This window comes from Hymenobacter ruber (assembly GCF_054783255.1).
The window spans coordinates 351,876-369,677 of sequence record NZ_BAAGQX010000004.1 but is presented as its reverse complement, the minus strand read 5'-3'; the positions used below and the strand labels follow the sequence as shown (position 1 = coordinate 369,677).

Sequence of the window (17,802 nt, the reverse complement as noted above, 5' to 3'; positions counted from 1 at the left end):
ACATGACGTTCTTCCACGACCTTTGCCCACCCGTTCATTCAACCCAGTGCCCACCCCCACCACCTTCTACGCCCGCCACGGCAAGCGCCTGCTCGACCTCGCGCTGGCCGGGCCGCTGCTGCTGCTCACGCTGCCGCTGCTGGCGGGCGCGGCAGCGCTGGCGGCCGTGCAGAACCGGGGGCGTTGGCTGTTTCGACAGGCGCGGCCGGGGTGGCACGGGCAGCTGTTCACCCTGTACAAACTGCAAACCATGACCGACGCCCGCGATGCCGCCGGCCAGCCGCTGCCCGATGCCCAGCGCCTGCCGCCGCTGGGCCGCTGGCTGCGCGCCACCTCGCTCGATGAACTGCCCCAGCTCTGGAACATTGTGCGCGGCGACCTCAGCCTGGTGGGGCCGCGCCCGCTGCTGCCGGAGTATCTGCCGCTGTACTCGCCGGAGCAGGCCCGCCGCCACGCGGTACGTCCCGGCCTCACCGGCTGGGCGCAGGTAAACGGCCGCAACGCCATCAGTTGGGAAGAAAAATTTGCTTTCGATGTGTGGTACGTCGACCACTTGTCGCTGCGGCTCGACCTGCTGATATTGTGGCGCACCGCCGGGCGGGTGCTGGGCGCGCGTGGCATCACGGCGGCCGGTGAGGCCACTACGACAGCGTTTCGGGGCAGTCCCCCGCTGCCGCCTTCTTCGTAATACTTATTTATGACGCAACTCTTCTTTTCTGACTACGACGTGAGCGAGGCGCTGCCGTCGCTCGTCATCTTCGGGGCGGGCGGCCTGGGGCGTGAGGTGCTGGTGCTCCTCCAACAGCTGAATGAGACCCAGCCGACGTGGCTGCTACGCGGCTTCTACGACGACCACGCGCCCGATACGCCCACCGTGGGCGGCCTCCCCTACCTCGGCACCAGTGCCGACCTCAATGCCACCCCCGAGCCGCTGGCGGTGGCCGTGGCCGTGGGCAACTCGGCCAGCCGGGCGGCCGTGGTGGCACGGCTCACGTCGGCGCAGCTCAGCTTTCCGAGCATCGTGCATCCGGCGGTGGCGCTGGGACCGGGGCAGCGCATTGCGCTAGGCGCGGGCTGCATCATTCAGCAGGGCTGCATTCTGACTTGTGACATTTTGCTGGGCCGTTTTGTGCTGCTCAACCTGGGCTGCACCGTGGGCCACGATGCGGACCTGGCCGATTTTTGCTCCCTGATGCCGCATGCCAACGTGAGTGGCGCGGCCCGGCTGGGCCGAGGCGTATACCTTGGCACCAATGCCACCGTTATCCAAGGGGTGCACATCGGGGAGAATACCATCCTTGGCGCCGGCGCGGTAGCTGTGCGCGATTTGCCGGCGAATGTGACGGCGGTGGGTGTGCCGGCACGGGCAATTTGACACTAAAAATCGTCTGTCATCCTGAGCGCAGCGAAGGACCTTATCACGTCGAAGCAGTTTGCAGTAGTCCAATCGGCACAAACGCGATAAGGTCCTTCGCTGCGCTCAGGATGACAGGTAGAATCTATATCCAACAGTATTAATTTGCTCTCATTCCTTCCATGCGTAGCCAGGATTACGACCGTCTCTACCTCTCCCCTCCCCACCTCGGCCGGCACGAGCTCAACTATGTGCACAAGGCCATTGAGGACAACTGGGTGGCTCCGGCCGGCCCCAACATCACGGGCTTCGAGGCCGACATCTGCGCGGCGGTGGGGGTGCCGCATGCGGTGGCGCTCACGTCGGGCACGGCGGCTATTCATTTGGGGTTGATTTTGCTGGGCGTGGGACCGGGCGACGAGGTGCTGTGCCCTTCCTTCACCTTTGTGGCTACGGCTAACCCGATTGTGTACCTCGGGGCCACGCCGGTGTTTGTGGACAGCGAGGCCGAAACCTGGAACATCTGCCCCGAGCGCCTGCGCGAGGCCATCGTGGACCGCATCGCGAAGGGCAAAAAGCCCAAAGCCCTCATCCTGGTGCACCTCTATGGGATGCCGGCCAAGCTGCCCGAAGTCCTGGCCCTGGCGCGGGAATTCGACATTCCGATTCTGGAAGATGCGGCCGAAGCGCTGGGCTCGGAGTGGCAGCAGCAGCCGCTGGGCGGCTTCGGGCGGGTGGGCGTGTTTTCCTTCAACGGCAACAAGATTCTGACCACCAGCGGCGGCGGTGCGCTCGTGACTTACGACAAAGCCCTGGCCGAGCGCGCCCGCTTCCTGGCCACCCAGGCCAAGGACGACGCCCCCTACTACCAGCATTCCGAAACCGGCTACAACTACCGCCTGAGCAACATCCTGGCCGGCATCGGGCGGGGCCAGATGGAACTGCTGCCCGAGCGCGTGAAGCGCCGCCGCCAGATTTTTGACTGGTACCGCGAGCACCTCGCCGCCGTGCCCGGCCTCACGGTGGCCCTGGCCCCGGAGCCGGCCGGCAGCCGCTCCAACCGCTGGCTCACCACCGTCCTCCTGTCCTCGCCCGACCCCGACAACGCCGCCCCTACCCTCACGCCCGAGGCCCTGCGCCAGCACCTCGAAACCCACAACATCGAGAGCCGGCCGCTGTGGAAGCCACTGCACCTGCAGCCCCTGTTCGTGGCCGCGCCCATGTACGGCGGCGCGGTGTGCGAAGACCTTTTTGCCCGGGGCCTGTGCCTGCCCAGCGGCTCGGCCATGGGCGATGCCGAGCTACGCCGCGTAAAAGACGCCGTGCGCGAGGCGTTGGGCTAATTTTTCATTGCCAAAACTCACATGAGCCCCCTGCTCATTACTGTACCACTACTGGCTGCCGGCCGGGCGCAGGCGCAGTTTCTTTCGCTGAAAGAACTGCTGCTGGCCAAAAAAGCCAATCAAGAGCATTCTATTCACGGTGGCGGCACGCAAACCATTGGGGGTAGGAAAGATGCTGCGGAAAGGAGGATTTGCGGGCGTGCGGTGGCAGTAAGACGACCCGAACTTAGCAGAGTATTAAACGAAGAAAGCGCCCCCTGATGCTAGCATCAGGGGGCGCTTTCTTCGTTTAACGGCCCTCCGGAGAACCTGGCAAGCTGGTTTGTACACTGCCAGCTAATGGGCGCAGGGGCCGCGCAACGCGCAACGTCAGAAACTTATTGCTTCAGCAGTTGGCTGGTGCGCAGGTAGCCATCTTCGTCGCGCATCCGGATGAGGTACACACCGGGCTTCACGTCTTTCAGGTCGAACGACTGGTTGGTAACGCCGGTTTTCACCAGGCTGCCCGTGATGCTGTAGAGCGAAAACGCCTGCTGGGTCTTCCAGGCTACCGTCACTTCATCGGCGGCCGGGTTCGGGTACACCTTAATGGCCAGGCCATCCAATGGGTTGCGCGTGCTCAGCGCATAGGCAGTGCTCATGTAGTAAATGTTCGCGGTTACGCCTTTGGTGATTTGGTGAGCACCGGCTGCGAGGGACATCGTGAGCCGGCCCGCATTTACCGTCTGGTTCACATTATCGATTTTAACCGCGCCGCTGAAGGCATCGTTGAATACCAGCGTGAGGGTAGCCGGGGCGGTGGTGGTGAAGGCCACGTTCGTGGACGACTCCAGCTTGAGGCACTGCGTCAGGTTCAGGCCATTGTAGACCACCGTGCCTTGCGAAGTGGAAAGGTTGCCGGTGATGGTGTAGAAGGTGCTGGTGGTGCCGGATACCGTGAAGTTGTGCACCATAGCCGAGGCGTTGCTGCCTCCGCCCGTGCCGCCACCGCCGGTGCCACCACCCGTGCCGCCGCCGCCCGTGGTGGGGGGCACAATGCCCTGCACCGAAACCAGACCGGTGGTGTAGCCCGTCAGCGCGGCCTTCAGCGGCACATTGACGGCGTAGGAGGCGTCATCCACTGCGTTGTTGAAGGTCCACTGGAAGTCGCCACCCTTCACGCGGCCCGCATACAGCATAGCATTGGTGCGGGCCGTTGCGGGGGCATCCGGCGTGTAAGTGTACATGACGGCTGCGTTGGTGTCGAAGTTGTTGTAAGTGTTGTTGCCATACGCCGAGTGAACGGTGGCGGGCACGGTTTGCGTGCGAGTGGTCACCACGTAGGCATCGAAATCAACCGTGGGGTTGGGGTAGCCGGTGGCGCCGTAGGGCACGAAGCGCGTCTGGCCGGTCATGTAGTTATCGAAGGCCTTGATGGTGCCGCCGTCCTCGTTCGAGAAGATGGGCATGTTGGTGTAGTCGTTGCGCTGCGTGGCCGGGTTGAACACGTCCGTGCCCTGCATCGACGTCAGCATGGGGTATTTGCAGTTGCGGAAGTAGTTGCTTTCCATGAACACCGAGGAGCCTTCCGTCGAGCCCGACCCGTACTTGGCGTTGCCGTCGTAGTAGTTATTGTACACGTGGGCCGAGTAGAAACGCACGCGGGGGTGGCGCGAGTCGGAGTGGTCGTACCAGTTGTGGTGGTAAGTGATGTAGAGGTCCTGCGTGGTGTTTTCGCTCAGGCCAAGCAGGTTGCACTTGCCCGAATCCCAGAAGTGGTTGTAGGAGAAGGTAACGTAAGTCGATTTTTTGCAATCCAGGGCGCCGTCGCCCTTCACCTGGTCGGGGTCGGAGCCGGCATCGCCGTAGAAGTAATCGCAGTTGTGCACCCAAATGTGGTCGTTGTCCTGTTGCAGGCCAATGTTGTCGCCTTCGTCGCTGTTGCAGTTCATCAGGCCAATGTTGCGGATTTCGATGTTGGCCGCGCCCTTTACCCGAATGCCGAAGCCATCGGCCACGGCATCGTTGCCCACGCCTTCCAGGGTGATGGCGCCAGTGGCCAGGTTGTTGTTTTCGATGACGATGTCGCCGGCCAGCATGTAAGTCAGGTCGGTGATTTGGCCAATGAAGCGCACCACCAGCGGCCGGGAATCGCGACCCTTTTTAAAACCGTCGAGGATGGTTTGCAGGCCCACGCAGGGGTTGGTGGTAGCCCCGGTCACGTTTAGCGAAACGGTGTTCTTGGTGCTTTGGGTGATGTAAATGATGACGGCATTGGCCTTCAGGGTGCCGTCGAGGTTGTAGGCGCCCGGTACGCGGGCACCGCTGAAGGCAAAGCCGGTGCGGTCCTGGGCCAACACCGTAAGGGAGCTGGTTGTGGTAGCGGCGCCCTCGACGCCCCCAATCACGGGAGCCACTTTGAGCGTGTAGGTGCCGGGCGTGAGGCCCATGGCATCGGCCCGGTAGAAGGTGCCGTAGTTGCGGATGAGCTGGTCGTCGAGCTTCTGGTTGACCAGGCCGCCGCCGGTGTAGTACACATTATAGCTTTGCGCATTGGTCACCGGCTGCCACCGCACGTAGGCCGATTCCAGCCAGCCGGACGATTCTACGACGGTGGGCGCCTGGGCCCGCAGCGCCAGCGGCGCCAGCAACAGCAATAAGAGTAAGGAGAACAAGTGCTTCATAGTCTGAGCAGTTTTGGGTGGGTAATGGCAGTTGCCATTGGTGAGAGGTCTGCACAAACCTACCCGCTAAGCGTCAGCAAATGAGTATATAGCAAGAAAGAAGCCCGAGTATAGTTGCGCAAACGTTCCCGGCATCGTTGCCGCCGGCCGTAGGCAGGCAGCGGGCGGGCGGGTTTTCATCGAAACTTCCCGCAATCGGCGCGTTTGCGTACCATGGCCCGGACTTTGCCGTTAAAGGCAAACCTCATTTCTTAATTGCCCCATGAAAACCTCCCGTCTCCTCGCGCTGCTGTTGCTGGCCTCGCCTCTTGCTGCCCTGGCCCAGACCAAACCCACCACCACGACTACGCCCTCCAAAACCACCACAACTACCACCACCAAACCCACCACCGCCCCGGCCGGCACCCAGCAGCAAACCGAAGTAACCGAGGACCTGGACCCCGAAACCGGCAAGGTTATCCGCCGCACCACGCGCACCATCAACGTGCCGGTGGGCACCACTACCAGCCCGCCCTCGACCTCCCCATCCAGCACCACCACGATGGATGCCCCCGTGGGCCCCGCCACCGATGCCCAGGTCACGGCCTTCCTGCGCAAGAAAACCACCGTGAGCACCCTCACCACCACCGGCCTGCTCTCGGCCTACGAACTGTTTATGGAGCGCGTGCGCTCCGACCGCGCCAACTGGACGCCCACCAACTGGGCCAATGCCGCCGCCATCATGAGCGCCCTCAACGACCGGTACCAGCAGCTGCGCAGCAGCTTTTCGCTCGATGATAAGCTGACCATCCGCTCGCAGCAGGGCGAGTTTCAGGCCCTGCGCACGGCCAAGCAGATTTCCACCCAGGTATCGGACAAGCTATAGCAGCGCCCCGAACAACGCCCGCCACTGCCCGCTAACCGCCGCGAACGAATAGGCCGGTTGGTGGGCATTGGCCTGAGCACGGGCGGCCAGGGTAGCACGGTATCCGGCATCGGTGTAGAGCTTTTCGAGCGCTGCCGCCACTGCTGCAGGCGTAGTAATGGCCTCGGCAAAGTAGTGGTTGGTGGTGCGCTCGTGGTCGATGGACAAGAGTTCGGCCCGGTCCTGCCACAGTTCGGCCAGCACCCCGAGGGCCGGCATTGCCTGGGCCCGGCGGGTAGCGCCGTGCTCGAAGGCCAGCAGTCCCCAGCCCTCGGCATTGGCCGTGTTCAGGCCCACGTCGCAGGCGTTATACAGCAGGTTGAGGATGGACGTGGGCACTTTGTCGGTGGTCAGCAGCACCCGCTCGCGCAGGCCGTGCTCGTCCACCAGGGCTATTATGTGCGTGTTGCCGCACATGGGGTTGGTGTGCAGCCAGAGCTTCACCGTCGGGGGCTTGCCCTCGGCAAATTGCCGGAAGCCCGCCAGCGTCAGCCCCATTTCCTTGCGCTCCTGAAAGAAATTGGCATTGAGCACCACGAAGTCTTCGGCGGCAAGGCCGTAATCGGCCGGCAGCGCGGCGCGGGCGGCGGCCTGGTTTATTTCATAAAACGCCGCCTGCTCCACACAATGCGGAATGAGGTGCAGCCGGGCCAGCAACTCGGGGCGGCCCAGCGCGTGGCAGGCCGCCGCGTACTGGTCGTAGGCAAACCGGGTGGGCACCACCAGGGCCGCCACGCGGGCCAGGTCTTCGGCCCAGTGCGGGGCCAGCAGGCGGCCGGGCACCGTGCAGTAGTACACCAGCCGGGGCCGGCGCGGGCTGCTTTCCAGGAAGTGCAGGCAGCGGGGCAGCTCGAAGAAATCGTGGTTGATGAGTACCACGTCAATGGCCTCCTGCTCGATGAGCCGGGCCATTTCCACGCCCGCTACCACGTCCCAGGCGTGGGGGTTGGCGTGCAGGCGCACACCCGCCGGGCCGGCCCCCACGCCATCAATCCCCACTACCTGCACCTCATGGGCCGGCAGCAGGGATTGCACCAGGGTATCGACCACCCGGCCCAGGCCGGTTCCGCCATTGGCGAAACCGACCACCAGGACCTTAGGCAATGGTTTTTTGTTCGGCCGCGGCCTTTTCCTCAACGCGTTTGGCCGGAGCCTTCACCTTGAAGGGCGGCAGGCCCATTTCCGATACTTCGTAGCTCAGCTTGCCCTGCCCGTTCACGTGGGGGTTCAGGAAGGCGTACAGGGTCAGCGGCTTGGGGAAGCTCAGCATAGTGCCGCCGCGCAGCTTGGGCGGCTCAGCGTAGCGCTCAATGCCAGGGTGCGAAGCGCCGAAACTGCTAATCAGGCCGTAGTTGGTGCGGGCGTTGGGCGGCCCGTCGCTGCCGAAGGGCCGCTCGTGGAAGTAGTTGGTCAGGCCCTCGCCTGCGCCGCAGTTGGCCCGCAGGAAATCGGCGAAGGCGGTGCCGCCGTTCAGCATCAGCGCCCGGGCGCTGAATATGCCGGCCATGCCCACCATCAGGATGTTGTTGGTGCTCTGATAAGGCTTGAGCGCCGCCAGGGCGGGCGCGAAAAAGTCCTCCCTGCCCAGGTTGGCAAATACCGGCGACCAGCTGTTGGCGTAGATGACGTCCAGGTTTTCGGGGTTCAGCACCGCCACTTCCAGGCGGCCGAGGCCATCGTAGCGGGGGGCCTCCACCACGGGCTGGCTGAACAGCTCGGGGCGTACTTCCTTGCCCGCCACCCGCAGCCGTCCGGTGACGTCGGAAAGGTTGAATTCGATGTACTGCTTCGCGTAATCCTTCAGCGCATCGCGCACGGCCGCTTGCTTATCGCCCTCAAAAATATTGTCAATCGACCGCACCTGCACGCTCAGCACGGCAGTTATCCCGGAGTTCACGCTGTCGAGCCACTGCTCGAAGGCATCGTTGTGGTTTTCGTTCACGGTGGGCAGCACCGAGGCCAGAATCCGGCTGCTGCCGCCCTTCACGCTCACGTGCCGCTGGGTGCTGTCGAACCATTTCTTATCGGCGGTTTTGAACTCGGCGCTGGCGCTGGCCGAGCCCTTCGCAAATACCCCTTTGTATTCGGCATCCAGCTTGGCTTTCATTTCCTCGCTCGTAATGCTGGAGCTTGAATGCACGGCGACGCTGTATTTCAGGTGCGCGCCCATTTTCACCCCAGACACAAAATGCGTCCCGAACCGGCGGAAGAACTGCAGGAACGCCTTGGGGTGGTTGGGGTCGTAGGTATCGGGGATGGCCTTGTACTCCGCGCTGTTTTTCAGGTCGGTCGTCAGCGACGCTGCCGAGTCGTTCTTCAGCTCCAGGTCGTAGGGCTGCGTGTAAAAGGTCAACACGCCAAAGGAGCTGGACGTTTTGTTGTTGACGTCCCGCTTAAAGGACGCATCGGCCGAGGCGCTAAAACCCAGGTAGCTGCCCTTGACGTTGGCGCTGGCCGCAAAGTGCGAGTCGTATTCCTCGCGGGTGTTGTAAGTGTCCGAGTACGAATTCGAGTCCGTCGTTTCCTTGAAGCGGGCGTTGGCGGGGATGGTGTAGCGCACCGCCGTGGTTTTGGATGGAAACTGCTTCGTCTCCGTCCCGGAAGACATGTCATAGACCTGGTTGAGCAGCGTCCCATCGAAAGGGCCGTACATGTTGATGCCCGCTCCCAGCACGCCGGAGCCGTTAATCATGGTGGTTTCGTTTGAATTCGGCATAAAAAGCAAGGATGAAATGGGTGGGTCAAACGCCAGCATTCAAGACCAATCCCGTTGGAAATCTTGCCACTTGACTCTGCAAAACACGAGGTTGACCGGCAGTGCTCTCAGCGTAGAAATACCTGCCTCCCAATTCAGGTATTTCTACTTGAATGGGTGCTTTGAACCGATTATTCAGCAGCCCGGGGCTTCGTCGGGGCATGGCACCGGTTCCTTAAAATCGCACTGATTACCACAGGCAGGCGACGGTGGCTGAACCCTGCCGGGTAACCTCCACCGTCGGAACCGGGTATTAGCTGAAGCCCCTCACGCGGGTTCCTCACGTGGCCGGCTTCCGGGCCACCCACACCCCTCCCCCTGACTATGACCAAACACACCTATGACCTTGGCCTGATTGGCAACTGCGCCTTTCTCGGCCTCATCGGCACCGATACGGCCGTGCGCTGGCTCTGCTGGCCGCGCTTTGACAGCAGCTTCGTGTTCGGCAGCCTGCTCGATGACGACAAGGGCGGCGAGTTCAGCATCCGGCCCACGGCGGCGGGCGGCTTCACCTCCAGCCAGCATTACCTGTCCAACACCAACGTGCTGCGCACCGAAATCACGGCCACCGATGGCAGCTACCGCGTCACCGATTTTGCGCCCCGCTTCGCGCAGTACGACCGGTACTACAAGCCGCTCATGTTCATCAGGAAGCTGGAGCCACTGGCCGGCACGCCCCGCGTGCGCGTCGCCTGCCGCCCCATGGGCCAGTACGGCGAGCTGGAGCTGCAGCGCCGCCGCAGCTCCAACCACATTGCCTTTCTGGGGCTGGAAGAGGAAATCCGCCTCACCACCAACATCCCCCTCACCTACATTCTGGATGAGGAAGACTTCGTGCTGAACGAAACCAAATACCTCGTGCTCACCTACGGTGCGCCGCTTGAAGCGCCGCTGGAAAGCACCAGCGAGCGGTTTCTGAGCAGCACCGTGGACTACTGGCACCGTTGGGTGAAGAGCACCAGCATCGGCACCTTCCATCAGGATGCCGTCATTCGCTCGGCGCTGGCCCTCAAGATTCACCAGTACGAAGACACCGGGGCCATCATCGCGGCCAGCACTACCAGCCTGCCCGAGGCCCCCGGCAGCACCCGCAACTGGGACTACCGCTACTGCTGGATGCGCGACACCTACTACATCCTCACGGCCTTCAACAACATCGGCCACTTTGAGGAGATGGAGCGCTACTTCCACTTCATCGCCAACATCAGCACCAAGGTGCAGGACAAGTACCAGCCGCTCTACGGCATTAGCGGCAAGGCCGATTTGGTGGAAACCGAGCTGCCCCTGGCCGGCTACCTCGGCAACCAGCCCGTGCGCATCGGCAACGACGCCTACACCCACATCCAAAACGACGTGTACGGGCAGGTGCTGGTGGCTTTGCTGCCGCTTTACGTCGACTGCCGCTTCGCCCACCCCGACCAGCTCCCGCCCGAAAAGCTGGCCACCGAAGCCCTCCGCCTCATGGAAACCACCCTCGACCAGCCCGATGCCGGCCTCTGGGAGTTTCGCCACATTGCCCAGCAGCACTGCTACACCTTCCTGTTTCATTGGGCTGGAGGCCACGCCGCGCAGCAGGTGGCTCGCTCCCTCGGCAATAAGGAGATGGAGGCCCGTGCCACTCGCCTCATCGAAGCCGTCACCGACCGCATCGAGCAGTGCTACGACGCCGAGCGCGGCGTGTACACCAACGCCATCGGCTCCGCTAACCTCGACGCCAGCACGCTCCAGCTCATCCTCATGGGCTACCTCGATGGCAACTCCGAGAAAGCCAAAAAGCACCTGATAGAGCTGGAAAAGGAGCTAAAAACCCCCGAAGGCCTCTTCTACCGCTACCGCCACCCCGACGATTTCGGCACACCCGAAACCACGTTCCTCATCTGCTCCTTCTGGTACGTGGAGGCCCTGGCCTGCGTCGGCCGCCTCGAAGAAGCCGCCGCCGAGTTTGAGAAGCTTATCAAGTATGCCAATCATCTGGGGCTTTTGTCCGAGGACGTGGATGCCAAAACCGGCTCGCAGTGGGGCAATTTCCCGCAGGCCTACAGCCACGTTGGGCTGGTGAATGCCGCGTATCGCATCGCGCAGCGGCAGGACAAGCCGCGGTTTGTGGGGTGAGATGCCTTTGGCTTAATGAAGAATGAGGAGTTGTCATCCTGAGCGGAGCGAAGGACCTTATAACAGCAGTAGAGCTTGCAGTAATATCAAGCTTACATACAGCCGTAATAAGGTCCTTCGCTCCGCTCAGGATGACAATTCCTCATTCTTCATTAAGCGCAACGCCCTACCCAATCAACTTCCGCAGCAGTTGCCGAACCTCCGTGGGCGACTCCACATGGAACCGCGCCGACGAATGCGGAGCCGACCCCACCCGCACCGTAAACGCCTCCGCCGGCAGCGCCCGGAAGGTGTCTTCATCGGTCCGGTCGTCGCCCAGGGCCAGAATGAAATCGGGGCTGTAGTAGCTCAACCAGCGCGTGGCCGCCGTGCCTTTGTTGATGCCGGCGTTTTTGATTTCCAGCACTTTGTTGCCCTCCATCACCTGTAGGTCGGTGTTCGAGGTCATAAAGGTGAGGTGGTTGAGCAACTCGCGGGCGCGCACGGCTCCCAGTTCTTCGTCCACACTGCGGTAGTGCCACACCAGCGAATAGTCCTTCTCCTCAATGAAGGAGCCGGCGGTGCGGGCCACGTACAGCTCCAGCACCGGCAGCAGCTCGCGCTTCCAGTCGTTGCGCATGGCCTGGAAGAGGCTCCACTCGTCGCCGGCGGCCCGCAGCCACACGCCGTGCTCGGCAATGAAGTCAACGTGCAGGTCGCCCAGCCATTTTTCCAGCGTGTTACGGTCGCGGCCACTGATGATGACCACACGGTTTTGGGGGTTGTCGCTCAGGGCGCGCAGCAGCAGGCGCAGTTCCTGGTCGGGCTGGGCGCGCTGCGGGTTGGCGTGGAAATTCACCAGCGTACCATCATAATCCAGCAGCAGCAGCCGCTGCTTGCTGGCGTGGTAGGCTTCGAGCAGCTGGCCGGTGGGCGCGGGCGTGAGGGTTTCGGTGGCCAGGGTTTGCTGCTTCATTTTGGTGTAGGCAAGCTGATTGAGAAAGAGTTTGGTCCAGGAAAACACGTTGTAGCGCTTCACCAGGGCCTGCATGGCCGTCATGCGCTGGATTTGCTCGTCTTCGGGCATCACCAGGGCTTCGTGCATGGCCTCGGCCAGCTGGTTGATGTCGGTGGGGTTGATGATGAGGGCATCGGACAGCTCCCGCGCCGCGCCGGCCCGCTCGCTCAGGATGAGCACGCCCTTGTGGTCGGCCTTGCTGGCCACGAATTCCTTGGCCACGAGGTTCATGCCATCGCGCATGGGCGTGACGAGCGCCACTTCCGCCAAGCGGTAGAGCGAGGCCAATTCCTCCAACGGCAGCGAGCGGTAGAAATAGTGGATGGGATTCCAGGCAATGGTGCGGTAGGAGGCATTGATGCGCCCCACCAGCTCGTCGATTTCCACCTTTAGGTCGGCGTATTGGGCCACCTGGTCGCGCGAGGGCACTACCAGCATAATCAGGCTCACCTGCTCGCGCCACTCGGGGTAGTTCTGGAGCAGCAGCTCAAACGCCCGCAGGCGCTGGGCAATGCCCTTGGTATAGTCGAGCCGGTCGATGCTCAGGATGACGCGGGTATCGCGCAGGGCTTCGCGGTAGGTAGCCTCGTGCTGAATGGCGGCTTCCGATACGGCCGCATCGGCATAGCGCTGGTAGTCGATGCCCATCGGGAAAGCATCGACGCGCACGGCGCGGTGCGCCACCTCAATCTGGCCATTTACGGCCGACAGCCCTAGCACCTGCGACACCGAGCTGAGAAAGTGCCGCATATAGCCGAAGGTATGGAAGCCAATCAGGTCGGCCCCCAGCATGCCACGCAGCAATTCGGCCCGCCACGGCAGCACCCGAATCAGCTCATAGCTCGGAAACGGAATGTGCAGGAAAAAGCCGATGGTGGCTTCGGGCCGGGCTTTGCGCAGCAGCTCGGGCAGCAGCAGCAGCTGGTAGTCGTGCACCCAAATCGTGTCCTCCGGACCGGCCTGGGCCAGTACGGCGGCGCAGAATTTCTCGTTCACGGCCACGTAGGCATCCCAATGGGCCTGCTCGTAGGTGGCGAATTGCGTGAAATAGTGGAAGGTGGGCCAGAGCGTGGAATTGCTGAACCCCTCGTAGAAATCCCGGATTTCAGCCTCCGTCAGAAATACCGGCGACATGCTATCGGCCTGGAGCTGTTCGGTGACGTATTTTTCTTCCGCTTCGTCGGTCACGAACAGTCCCGGCCAGCCCACCCACACGTTGCCATCGGCCCGATAGATAGAGCCCAGACCCGTGGCCAACCCGCCTTCGCTGGGCTGAAACGTGAGGCTTTCTTCGGAACGAATGACTTTAGTGGGCAGGCGGTTAGAGACGATTATCGTGCGGGACATAGGCAATGGGATTGGTTGAACAACCTTATGGTTTACGGTAGTTAACCAGATTCAGCCCATATCCTCCCGCGCCAGCTCGGCCGTAGCCCGGCCCGCCCGGCTCCCAAACACCTCAATTGCGGCCGGCTCCAGCGTCGATTTTCAGGCCGCTTTTTGGGTGAATACTACGCGCCAAAAGCCCTACCGTGGCAGGCTTTTTCGGCACCCATGGTCGTGCTTTCGTATGTCCGTCTGTTCGCTGCTCCTTTGCCCAGATGCGCGGCCGGCCATTCACCTTTCTTTTTGCCAATGCCTTTTTCGCTTACCCATTTCCTGCGCGACCGTTTCACCCTCACCGCCGACATGGCCGAGCCGGACGAAATCCGGACCGATGTCGAAGCGGGTATTAAGTTTCGGGGGACCAACCTGTGGGTGCTCATGTTTGCCATCCTTATTGCCTCGGTCGGGCTCAACGTCAACTCCACGGCCGTTATCATCGGGGCCATGCTCATTTCGCCGCTGATGGGTCCCATCGTGGGCATTGGCTTCGGGGCGGCCACCATGGAAGTACCGCTGATGCGCCGCGGCCTGAAAAACCTGCTGCTGGCCGCCAGCATCAGCCTCGCAGCTTCTACGCTTTACTTCTACCTCACGCCCCTCACCGATGCGGGCTCGGAGCTGCTGGCCCGCACCACGCCCACGACCTGGGATGTGCTCATTGCCTTGTTTGGCGGGGCGGCGGGGGCCGTGGGCCTCACCCGGCGCGGGCGCGGCAACGTCATTCCGGGGGTGGCCATTGCCACGGCGCTTATGCCGCCCCTGTGCACGGCCGGCTATGGGTTGGCCTCGGGCCACTGGGCTTATTTTGGCGGGGCGCTGTACCTGTTTTCCATCAACTGCGTGTTCATTTGCCTGGCTACTTTTTTGGTGGTGCAGCTGCTGCCCCTGCCCCGCCACATGTTTGTGGATGAGGCCACCACGCGCCGGGTGCGTTATTTTATTTGGGGCGTGGCGTTGCTTACGGCCGCGCCCAGCGTGTACCTGGCCGTGGGCATCGTGCGTGATACGGCTTTCAACCACAACGCCCAGCAATTCATTGAGCAGGAGCTTATCCGGCTGCCTGGCACCTACGTTCTCACCCGCCACATTCGGCCCGAAGAACGCAGCCTCAACCTGCTGCTGGCCGGGAAGTACCTCGACCGCGCCGCCGTGGCCGCTCTCACCCGCAAGCTCCCGCAATACGGCCTGCGCCGCGCCATCCTTACCATCCGGCAAGGCATGACGCAGCTCGATTCGGCCACGGCCCAGGCCCTGCGCACCAACGTGCTCGAAGACATGCGCAACCGCGACCAACAGGCCTATACCGAATACGAAGCCCGTTTCGCCCAGCTCCAGCAGCAGATGGCCAACCAGCAGACCGCCCCCGCCCTACCCGCCGCCACCCAGGTGCTGCGCGAAGCCCAAATCAATTTTCCTCAGGTGCGTCAGCTCGGCCTTAGCCAACTCGTTCGCCCCGCCACCGACTCGCTCCGCGCCGATACTGCCGTTGTGGTAGCGGTGCGCTATCAGCAAGTACTCAAGCCCGCCGAGCAGCAGCGTTTCAATAAGTGGCTGCAAGCCCGGCTAGGGCCGCGCCCGGTGCTGGTTGCGAAGTGACCCACCGCAGGTTTAGTCCAGCGCCTGGGCCAGGTCGGCTAGCAACTCCTCCACTGGCTCAATGCCTACGCTCAGCCGCACCAGCCCCACGGTGATGCCTAGTTCGGCCCGTTGCGCATCCGTCAAGGCCCGGTGTGAGGTATAAAGCGGGTGCGAGCACGACGAATCCACACCCGCCAGCGAAGGGGCAAATGGAAACCGCTCGCTCCGCTGCATGAAGCGGTTCACGGCCGCCGCCTCATCCGGCAGCCGGAACGAGAGCATGCCACCGAAGCGGCCCGCGCCCTGTGCCACCGCCAGTGCGTGTTGCGGGTGCGTGGCCAGGCCGGGGTAATACACGGCCGACACGGCCGGATGCTCGTCCAGAAACTCGGCTATCACCAGTGCGTTTTCGCTGTGCGCGGCCACGCGCAGGCGCATGGTTTTCATACCGCGCACGGCTAGCCAGCTTTCCATCGGGCTCAGCGTAAGGCCGAATACGATGCCGATTTGGCGCAGTCGGGCCACATCCTCGGGCGTGCGGGCCACCACGGCCCCAGCCGTCACGTCGGAATGGCCGGCCAGGTATTTGGTCACGCTGTGCAGCACAAGGTCGGCCCCGTAGGCCAGCGGCCGGGTCAGCACGGGGGTCGAAAACGTGTTATCCACCACCAGTTTCACGCCGTGGCGGTGGCACTCTTCGGCGGCGGCGCGCAGGTCTACCACGCGCAGCAGCGGGTTGCTCATCGTTTCGCACAGCAGCACTTTGGTATTGGGCTGCACGTAGGCCGCTAGGTCATACAGGCTTTCAAACGGCACATACGTCACCGTGATGCCGAGCCGCGACAGCTCCAGATTCAGCAGCGCCGCCGAACCGCCGTAGATGTCGGCCGCGCACAACACATGGTCGCCGGCCTGGCAGTAAGTAAGCAGCCCCGCAAAAATGGCCGCCATGCCCGAGCCCGTAGCTACCGCACCCGCGCCGCCTTCCCAACGGGCCACGGCAGTGGCTAATTCATCAGAATTAGGGTTGCCGTTGCGTGAGTATAAGTAGCGGCTGCCTGGCTCGTCAAAGTATTGCTGCACCGCGTCGAGGTCCTCAAATTTGAAAACCGACGTTTGGTAGATAGGCGTGATTTTGGGCTGAATATTCGGATGGTCCATGAGCGCGAAAACGGAGCGTGAGGCGCAAAGGTCGGCACGCGCCGGGCTTTGGCACTACTTCACCGGAGTCTGCATGTGCTGGCGGTTTTCGCGCCGGAACACCTCCATCAGCACCATGAAATACGACACCAGCAGCGGCCCCACCACCAGCCCGATGATGCCAAATATCTCCACCCCCAGCACGATGCCCACGAGCGTTATCAGCGGGTGGATATTGCCCATGCGCTTGGCCAGCACGATGCGCAACACATTGTCAATGTTCATAATCAGGATGAACCCCACCAGCAAAATCCCGATGGCCTGCCCCTTATTCCCCTGCGAAAACTGATAAAGCGCGGCCGGCCCCCACACCAGCGGCGTGCCCAGCACCGGCAGGAATGCCGCAAAAAATGCCACCACACCCCAGAACACGGCATCGGGCACCCCAAAAATTAACAGCGCCACGCCCGTCAATACGCCCTGCACCACCGACACCAGTACCTGCCCCAGCACGTTGGCATTCACGTTGTTTTTCAGCGATTCGCCCAGTTCCTGGAGCGTCTCGTTGCGGAACGGCAGGTAGCGGTGCAATCCCAGCAGAAAAAACGTCTCCTGCATAAACATGTAGTACATCGTGAACAGCATCAGGCCCACAATCACCAGGAAATTGAGGGCGCTGCTGGCCAGCGAAGGCAGCCAGCTCGTCACCTTCGCGCCGCCCTGTAACAGCAGCTGGCGGATGTTCACCTGCTCGGTCAGCTTGAAGCCAGTGGCTCTTTCCAGTTTGTGAATCACCTCCAATAGCCGGTCGGGGTTTTGCGCAAAGGCAATGAGGCGGTCGAGCAGCAGCGAAGTCAGGGCATAAAACGGTATCACAAGCACCACCACTGTCACCAGCAGAATGCCCACCGCCACCACTTGCCGGTTCCAGCGCCGCTCGTGCACCAGCGTTATCCACCACGGCCGAAACACCACGAACAGGATGCCCGCCGCCAGAAACGCCGTGAGGTACTGTGCCAGCCCAAACACCATGAGCGCCGCAATGCCTACCAGCGAGGCCACCAGCAGCACATATCGTTGCCGGGGAGTATAAATATTTTCAACGGCAACGAACGGGTCCGAAGATTTCATAACAACAAGAGCAATTAATTCTGCGCGCAGTATAGCTATACGGCATTCTACCGCTTGGGCCGACTAATATCACAAAAAAGCCGCTCCTGCCAGGCAGAAGCGGCTTTCAGCCAGCTACTAAAGATTGCGGCGGCGTTAGGCCACCGCGCCTTCAGCCAGCACAATCACGTTGTTGCGCAGCACTTCCACCACGCCGCCTTCGATGCGGATAACCTCGCGGCCACCAGCACCGCCAGACAGCGTCACGTCGCCGGCCCTGAGGGCGGCGATGAGCGGGGCGTGGTTGTTCAGCACTTCAAACGAGCCATCGGCCCCCGGAAACTGGGCCGACGTCACTTCGCCTTCAAATACCTTGCGGTCGGGGGTGATGATTTCTAAATGCATATTTTTTTGGTGCTTGGAGCTTGGTGCTTAGTGCTTGGCATCCGGGATTGCGCAA

At 62.2% G+C, this 17,802-nt stretch carries 14 protein-coding genes; 7 read left to right on the top strand and 7 right to left on the bottom strand.

Features of this window, described 5'->3' with window-relative positions:
• Window positions 1–46: 46 nt before the first annotated feature.
• The 4 genes from ACYVM5_RS12105 (at window position 47) to ACYVM5_RS12090 (ending at window position 2,958) form a co-directional block, all read left to right on the top strand.
• Window positions 47–688, top strand: a complete 642-nt coding sequence (locus ACYVM5_RS12105; RefSeq protein WP_460618369.1) for a sugar transferase — start codon at window positions 47–49, stop codon at window positions 686–688.
• A gap of 9 nt (window positions 689–697) precedes the next feature.
• The gene (locus ACYVM5_RS12100) at window positions 698–1,375 is read left to right on the top strand and encodes an acetyltransferase (RefSeq protein ID WP_460618368.1); all 678 of its coding nucleotides are present in this window, start codon (window positions 698–700) and stop codon (window positions 1,373–1,375) included.
• 161 nt (window positions 1,376–1,536) lie between these two features.
• Entirely contained in the window at window positions 1,537–2,697 is a 1,161-nt protein-coding gene (locus ACYVM5_RS12095; RefSeq protein ID WP_460618367.1) for a DegT/DnrJ/EryC1/StrS family aminotransferase, read from the top strand.
• Between the two features lie 21 nt (window positions 2,698–2,718).
• Complete coding sequence (locus ACYVM5_RS12090) at window positions 2,719–2,958, top strand: hypothetical protein (protein WP_460618366.1); 240 nt, start codon at window positions 2,719–2,721, stop codon at window positions 2,956–2,958.
• Between the two features lie 116 nt (window positions 2,959–3,074).
• Here ACYVM5_RS12090 and ACYVM5_RS12085 read toward each other — a convergent pair whose 3' ends face one another.
• The gene (locus ACYVM5_RS12085) at window positions 3,075–5,360 is read right to left on the bottom strand and encodes a pectate lyase family protein (RefSeq protein WP_460618365.1); all 2,286 of its coding nucleotides are present in this window, start codon (window positions 5,358–5,360) and stop codon (window positions 3,075–3,077) included.
• 262 nt (window positions 5,361–5,622) lie between these two features.
• On the opposite strand from ACYVM5_RS12085, the gene ACYVM5_RS12080 reads away from it, so the two are divergent.
• Window positions 5,623–6,225 (top strand): hypothetical protein, encoded by a 603-nt coding sequence (locus tag ACYVM5_RS12080; protein WP_460618364.1) that lies wholly within the window; start codon window positions 5,623–5,625, stop codon window positions 6,223–6,225.
• Here the strand turns inward: ACYVM5_RS12080 and ACYVM5_RS12075 are convergent.
• Together ACYVM5_RS12075 and ACYVM5_RS12070 are read right to left on the bottom strand one after the other, a co-directional pair.
• Window positions 6,220–7,368: a glycosyltransferase family protein gene (locus ACYVM5_RS12075; RefSeq protein ID WP_460618363.1), complete on the bottom strand. Its 1,149-nt coding sequence runs from the start codon at window positions 7,366–7,368 to the stop codon at window positions 6,220–6,222. The two genes, ACYVM5_RS12080 and ACYVM5_RS12075, sit on opposite strands and share 6 nt — an antisense overlap.
• Complete coding sequence (locus ACYVM5_RS12070; protein WP_460618362.1) at window positions 7,361–8,980, bottom strand: MAC/perforin domain-containing protein; 1,620 nt, start codon at window positions 8,978–8,980, stop codon at window positions 7,361–7,363. The genes ACYVM5_RS12075 and ACYVM5_RS12070 overlap by 8 nt, the downstream gene beginning before the upstream one ends.
• Before the next feature lie 363 nt (window positions 8,981–9,343).
• Here ACYVM5_RS12070 and ACYVM5_RS12065 point away from each other — a divergent pair, with 363 nt between their 5' ends.
• A complete protein-coding gene (locus ACYVM5_RS12065) occupies window positions 9,344–11,131 on the top strand; it encodes a glycoside hydrolase family 15 protein (RefSeq protein WP_460618361.1) in 1,788 nt (595 codons plus the stop codon).
• A gap of 166 nt (window positions 11,132–11,297) precedes the next feature.
• Here ACYVM5_RS12065 and ACYVM5_RS12060 read toward each other — a convergent pair whose 3' ends face one another.
• Complete coding sequence (locus ACYVM5_RS12060; protein WP_460618360.1) at window positions 11,298–13,475, bottom strand: bifunctional alpha,alpha-trehalose-phosphate synthase (UDP-forming)/trehalose-phosphatase; 2,178 nt, start codon at window positions 13,473–13,475, stop codon at window positions 11,298–11,300.
• Between the two features lie 288 nt (window positions 13,476–13,763).
• Here ACYVM5_RS12060 and ACYVM5_RS12055 point away from each other — a divergent pair, with 288 nt between their 5' ends.
• Entirely contained in the window at window positions 13,764–15,110 is a 1,347-nt protein-coding gene (locus ACYVM5_RS12055; protein WP_460618359.1) for a DUF389 domain-containing protein, read from the top strand.
• Between the two features lie 12 nt (window positions 15,111–15,122).
• On the opposite strand, the gene ACYVM5_RS12050 is transcribed toward ACYVM5_RS12055, so the two are convergent.
• From ACYVM5_RS12050 to atpC, 3 genes are all read right to left on the bottom strand, one after another.
• Window positions 15,123–16,253, bottom strand: coding sequence for a trans-sulfuration enzyme family protein (locus tag ACYVM5_RS12050; RefSeq protein ID WP_460618358.1), 1,131 nt, complete (start codon window positions 16,251–16,253; stop codon window positions 15,123–15,125).
• A 54-nt stretch (window positions 16,254–16,307) separates the two neighbouring features.
• Window positions 16,308–17,363, bottom strand: coding sequence for an AI-2E family transporter (locus ACYVM5_RS12045; RefSeq protein ID WP_460618357.1), 1,056 nt, complete (start codon window positions 17,361–17,363; stop codon window positions 16,308–16,310).
• Window positions 17,364–17,498: 135 nt separating this feature from the next.
• Window positions 17,499–17,747 (bottom strand): F0F1 ATP synthase subunit epsilon, encoded by a 249-nt coding sequence (gene atpC, locus ACYVM5_RS12040; RefSeq protein WP_460618356.1) that lies wholly within the window; start codon window positions 17,745–17,747, stop codon window positions 17,499–17,501.
• Between the last annotated feature and the right edge of the window lie 55 nt (window positions 17,748–17,802).